Origin of the sequence: Bradyrhizobium sp. (assembly GCF_050014615.1) — a bacterium.
Classification (GTDB): domain Bacteria; phylum Pseudomonadota; class Alphaproteobacteria; order Rhizobiales; family Xanthobacteraceae; genus Bradyrhizobium.
In genome coordinates this window covers 1-4,606 of the sequence record NZ_JBEKCZ010000300.1, presented here as the reverse complement: position 1 = coordinate 4,606, position 4,606 = coordinate 1, and the positions used below count along the sequence as shown (strand labels likewise).

The following is a 4,606-nucleotide window of genomic DNA, read 5'->3' as shown; positions in this document are numbered from 1 at the left end:
TTCGCCCGAGGGAAAGCCGGCCTGAGCGTTTTGCCACCTGGCCGCTGTTTCCCGACTGGCTTCCCGAAGTGTACCGCAGCATCTATCCGTGGTTCATCAATGTGGCGAGCCACGACATCAACCTGATGCGGCTGTTCTTTCCGCGGGACGTCGAGGTGATGAGCGCGCATTGCGATGGCTCCTCGAGCGTCGCCGCGACGCTGCGCAAGGGCGATGTCAATATTGTTCTTGAAGTCACCAAAACGGCGGCTGGCCGCTGGATCGAGGGGGTCGAGTTTCTGTTTGAGCATGGCCGGATCCAGGTCCTGATTCCGTCTCCGATGGCGACCGAAAATGTCAGCGAGATCGTGGTCGACGATGCCAGGCGCGGGTTGGTCGGGGAGCGCGTGACTGTGGGAACCGGATGGTCGTTCGCGCGCCAGGCCACCGGCTTCGTTGACGCGCTGACGGGAACGGCAGCACCCGCGACCAGCGGTGAAGAGGGTCTGGCCGATATGGTTCTGACCGAGCAAATCTGGCGCAGGATGACGGTGTAGGCGATGAGCGAACTTCTGACGATCCGCAAGACCTGCCGCCTGTGCGGCTCGACGCACATCGTGCGCAGCATCCCGCTCGCCAACGTGCCGATCGTTTCACCCAATGTCGGCACCGAGGCCGATGCGGCCGGCACCCGATTGACCACGATCATGGCGCCGCTCGACAATTATCTGTGCGAGGATTGCGGGCTGAACCAGCTCGTTCACATCGTCGATCCCAGCCTGATCTACCGGAACTATCTCTATCGCACCGCGATTTCGCTGGGGCTGGCCGATCATTTCCGCGGATTGAGCAAGGCCGTCATTGACGGCGCCAAGCTCAAACCGGGGGATCTCGTGGTGGAATTCGGCAGCAATGACGGCACGCTGCTGAGCTTTTTTCGCGACGCCGGCATGCGCGTCCAGGGCGTCGATCCCGCGCAAAAGATCGCCGCCGAAGCCACTGCCAAAGGCATTCCCACCCGTGCCGATTTCTTCAATCCCGCGGTTGCGCAGGACATCCGCCGCGAGCTCGGCGGCGCCCGTGCGGTGATCGCCAACAATGCGATGGCCAATATCGACGATCTCGACTCGATCCTGAACGGCGTCGGCGCGATCATGGCGCCCGACGGCGTGTTCGTGTTCGAGACGCAATATGCCCTCGACGTGTTCGAGAAGACCTTGCTCGACGTGATCTATCACGAGCACATCTCCACCTTCTCGGTGCAGCCCGTCGTGCGTGCGCTCGGGCGTTTCAATCTGCTGGTGTTCGATGCGGAGCGGATACCCACAAAAGGCGGCTCGATCCGGTTCTGGGTGCAGCATGCGAATGGGCCACGGCCGGTCGCCGCGCGCGTCGCCGAATTGATGGCACTCGAGCAGCGAACCGGACTCTATGATCTCGCCTACCACCACCGTTTCAGCGAGCGGATCGCGCAAATAAAAGCGGGCTTGCACGCGCTGATCAGCGAGGCGCGGGCTGGCGGCCGTCAGATCGGAGCCTATGGCACCTCGGTGGGATGTGCCGCGCTGATTCATCAGTTCGAACTCGAGGACAAGCTCGATTTCCTGTTCGACGATACGCCTTTCAAGGAACGGCTGGATGGTCCAGGCTACGATCTGCCGGTTTACACCGCGGAGGGCGTGTTGCAGCACGATCCCGCGCTGATCATCATTCTGGCCTGGCGCTATGCCGATCAGATCAGAAAGAAACACGCGCGCTATATCGAGCAGGGCGGCCGCTTTGTCGTCCCGCTGCCGGAAATTTCGGTAACAACACAAGTCTTGTCTAACTAAGTCTTGTCGAGGCAGGGCCCTTTCGGATGAACGACACCAGTTCGGAGGGACCCGGCACGGTTCGCACGGTCGTGGTGCTCGGCGCCGGAGGGTATCTCGGCAGTGTCCTGTGCCAGTTCTTTCATGCGCTGCCGGGCTACCGGGTGGTCGCGGTGTCGCGCGGCCAATTGAGCCATTCCTTCTTCCACCGCCACGTGACCGCCGACGTGTTCGTGGACGATTGGGCCGGGCAGGTGACCACGGACGTGCCGATTGTCCTGATCAACTGCGCGTTCGACTTCAAGGGCATCGAAAGCCGCAGCCTCCCCGGCAAATTCGCAAACTTCGAGCGCAACATCGCGGTCGTCGCGGGCTCCCCCTCGGCGCGGCTGATCAACATTTCCAGCATGTCGGCCTTCCCCGGCTGCCGCACCGATTATGGCTGGGAGAAGATGCTGGTCGAGGCCCAGTTCAACCGGCTCGGTGGCGTCAACATCCGGCCGGGCCTGATCGCGTCATGGCGTCGCCCGGGCGCTGCGTTCCAGAACCTGATCGATATTGCAACGGGATCGAAGATCGTTCCGGTGCTGGCGGCGCGGGGCAGCGGCTTCTATTGCTGCGATCTCGAGGCGGTGGTGCTCGGCATCCACCTGCTCGCGGGCATGCGGCTCACCAAGCCGCATACGCTGTCGTTCTGCTACCGCGAACGGATCAAGCTGGGCGGCGTCCTGCGCCTGATCGAGAGCCGGCACGGCGCGCGCAGCATCAAGGTTCCGGTGCCGTGGCAGATTGCCTACGCCATGCTGCGGGTCAAGGAAGCGCTGATCGGAAAATCGAAGGTGCGCGCCGACAGCGTGCTGGATTTTGCGTATCCCAACCCACGGCCCGCCGGGCGCGGGTATTTTGCCACCATCGTTGCGCGGTTTCGCGGCGATCTCGGCAACCTGCGCGGTGCGAAGGCGACCTCGGGGGACTTCTATTTCCTAGAAGGCCAAGGCTTCCTGGAAAGTTCAGATCGCAGCGGAATGGGCAAGATCCTATCCGCTGACGTCGTGAGGGCGCTAGGCCGACTGGCCAATTCGTAGCGCATTGGCAAACATCGTCAGCGTATGATTGCGCGCCGGGATCGACGGCATCACCGTCATATCGACAACGAAGACGTTCTTTGCTCCGAACGGACGTCCGAGTTGATCGGTTGTCGACGGATCGGATTGGGCGGCGTGGGGTAGGGCGCCTGCCGTCTTTGATCCGCCGTAAGGCGTGATGCTGGCCGCCGGATTGACAAAATAGATGCCGAGCTTGCGCATCTGACGGGCAAACTGGGAGAGAGCGGCCTCGATGAAGCCATCGGTGGCGGGATTGCGCAGCACCGATGCCCTGATGATTCCGGCGTCATCGCAGTCCAGTTCGAGCCGATGGCAAAAATCGGAATGCAGGTAGCCCTGGCCGGCGACGACAAACCGGCTGGCGATATCGATCAGTTGTCGTGCCGGTCCGCTGTTGAGGGGACCGAGCCTTGCTTTCAGTCCGTCCGCGATCGCGGGATTGTTGAAGTAGAGCTGAACATGGGCCGGCTTTTCCGCAAACGGTCCCGCGGTGAGATCGACCGACAAATGCGACAGGCCATGATGTTTGGCGGAGCCGCCCCATGTGCCTGAGAATGTCAGGCCGGGAACGAGGAACAGGCTTGAATCGCGCGCCTGCAATCTGCGCGACACGCTCCCTGAGGAGTTCCACAGGATTCGCAGGCTTCCCATCATGCCGGCTGCCAGGAACAGCTGCCTGGCGCTAAAGGTCTGCCGGCTCCCGGTTCCCTTGCCGACAGCCCGTATTTCTACGGATTCAGCCGCCTCGCTGAATTCCTCCACGATCATTCCGCCGACATAGTGAAATCGCGGGTTCCGCCTGAACAGATCCTCGATCGTGGTCCGGCTGCTGTAGGTATAATCGTAGACGCAGCCGTACATGCAGGCGTTGCAGGCCTTGCAGGCCTTTGAGATCGTCAGCGGGGTGGGATAGACGCTGAGGTCCTGATGCAGTAGCGGAGACTGGCGGTAGCGATCCCACGCCGCCTGGGCGGCCTCGGAAATCTTCAGATGGGTTCCCGGCGCAAAAATATCGGCGCCGATGCTGGGCTTGAGCAAATCCCGAATTCCGAGATAGGCCTCCGCGATCTCGCCGGACAGCGCCCCCGGCCAGGCCTGCAACTCGGCCGGCGTCGCCCGCAGCAGCGCGCATCCCCAGACCGTCGACAGACCGCCCAGCGCCCGCGACCCGTAGAGTTTCAGGGCCGCCGGCGCCTCGATTCTGGGGTCGTTGAAATAGGAGAAGGTGGAGCCGAACAGGCGCTTGGGCGACAGCCCCGGGTCGGTCGCGAAATCGACGCGCTGGATCACGGCCCGGTCTTCGCTGGACCATTGCTCGGGCTCTTGCCTGGCCATGGTCGCGACGACCTTGGCCGTCTCTGCATCGAGGGTTTCCCCGACATCCAGCATGGTCACTTCGAAGCCGCGCTGGAGCAGAGCGTGGGTCACGCCGACGGCTCCGGGCCCGCTGCCGACGACGACGCGCATCTCGGTCATGGGGTGAAGCGGTCGTTCACGATTCGCCCGACCTTCGGTCGCAAGGGTTCTTTTCATTCCAGACGTGAAGGGCCGGATGGCCGAATTGTCTCATGCGGCGTCTCGCTGGTAGCCAGGCGAACTTGGCATTTCTTTTGAACTGCCAGTGTTATCAATATGATGCGTTAAAATTATGCGTCAGGATGAAATATCCTGGGAAGCTCCGTCGACGAGACCAGAAGCGGCGAGGGCCGG

The 4,606-nt window shown here is 62.3% G+C and carries 4 protein-coding genes; 3 read left to right on the top strand and 1 reads right to left on the bottom strand.

Going from position 1 to position 4,606, the window contains the following annotated elements; all coding sequences use genetic code 11:
• The 3 genes from ABR948_RS28385 to ABR948_RS28375 form a co-directional block, all read left to right on the top strand.
• Positions 1 to 536, top strand: a 536-nt coding sequence (locus ABR948_RS28385) for a hypothetical protein (protein ID WP_428124437.1), incomplete at its 5' end; no start/stop codon positions are given.
• 3 nt (positions 537 to 539) lie between these two features.
• Entirely contained in the window at positions 540 to 1,811 is a 1,272-nt protein-coding gene (locus ABR948_RS28380; RefSeq protein ID WP_428124435.1) for a methyltransferase domain-containing protein, read from the top strand.
• A 26-nt stretch (positions 1,812 to 1,837) separates the two neighbouring features.
• Positions 1,838 to 2,875 carry an NAD-dependent epimerase/dehydratase family protein gene (locus tag ABR948_RS28375; RefSeq protein WP_428124433.1) on the top strand — a complete coding sequence of 346 codons (1,038 nt, stop codon included), beginning with the start codon at positions 1,838 to 1,840 and terminating at the stop codon, positions 2,873 to 2,875.
• On the opposite strand, the gene ABR948_RS28370 is transcribed toward ABR948_RS28375, so the two are convergent.
• On the bottom strand, positions 2,852 to 4,372 hold the full coding sequence (locus ABR948_RS28370; RefSeq protein ID WP_428124431.1) for a GMC oxidoreductase: 1,521 nt from the start codon (positions 4,370 to 4,372) through the stop codon (positions 2,852 to 2,854). The genes ABR948_RS28375 and ABR948_RS28370 overlap by 24 nt on opposite strands.
• Positions 4,373 to 4,606: the final 234 nt, after the last annotated feature.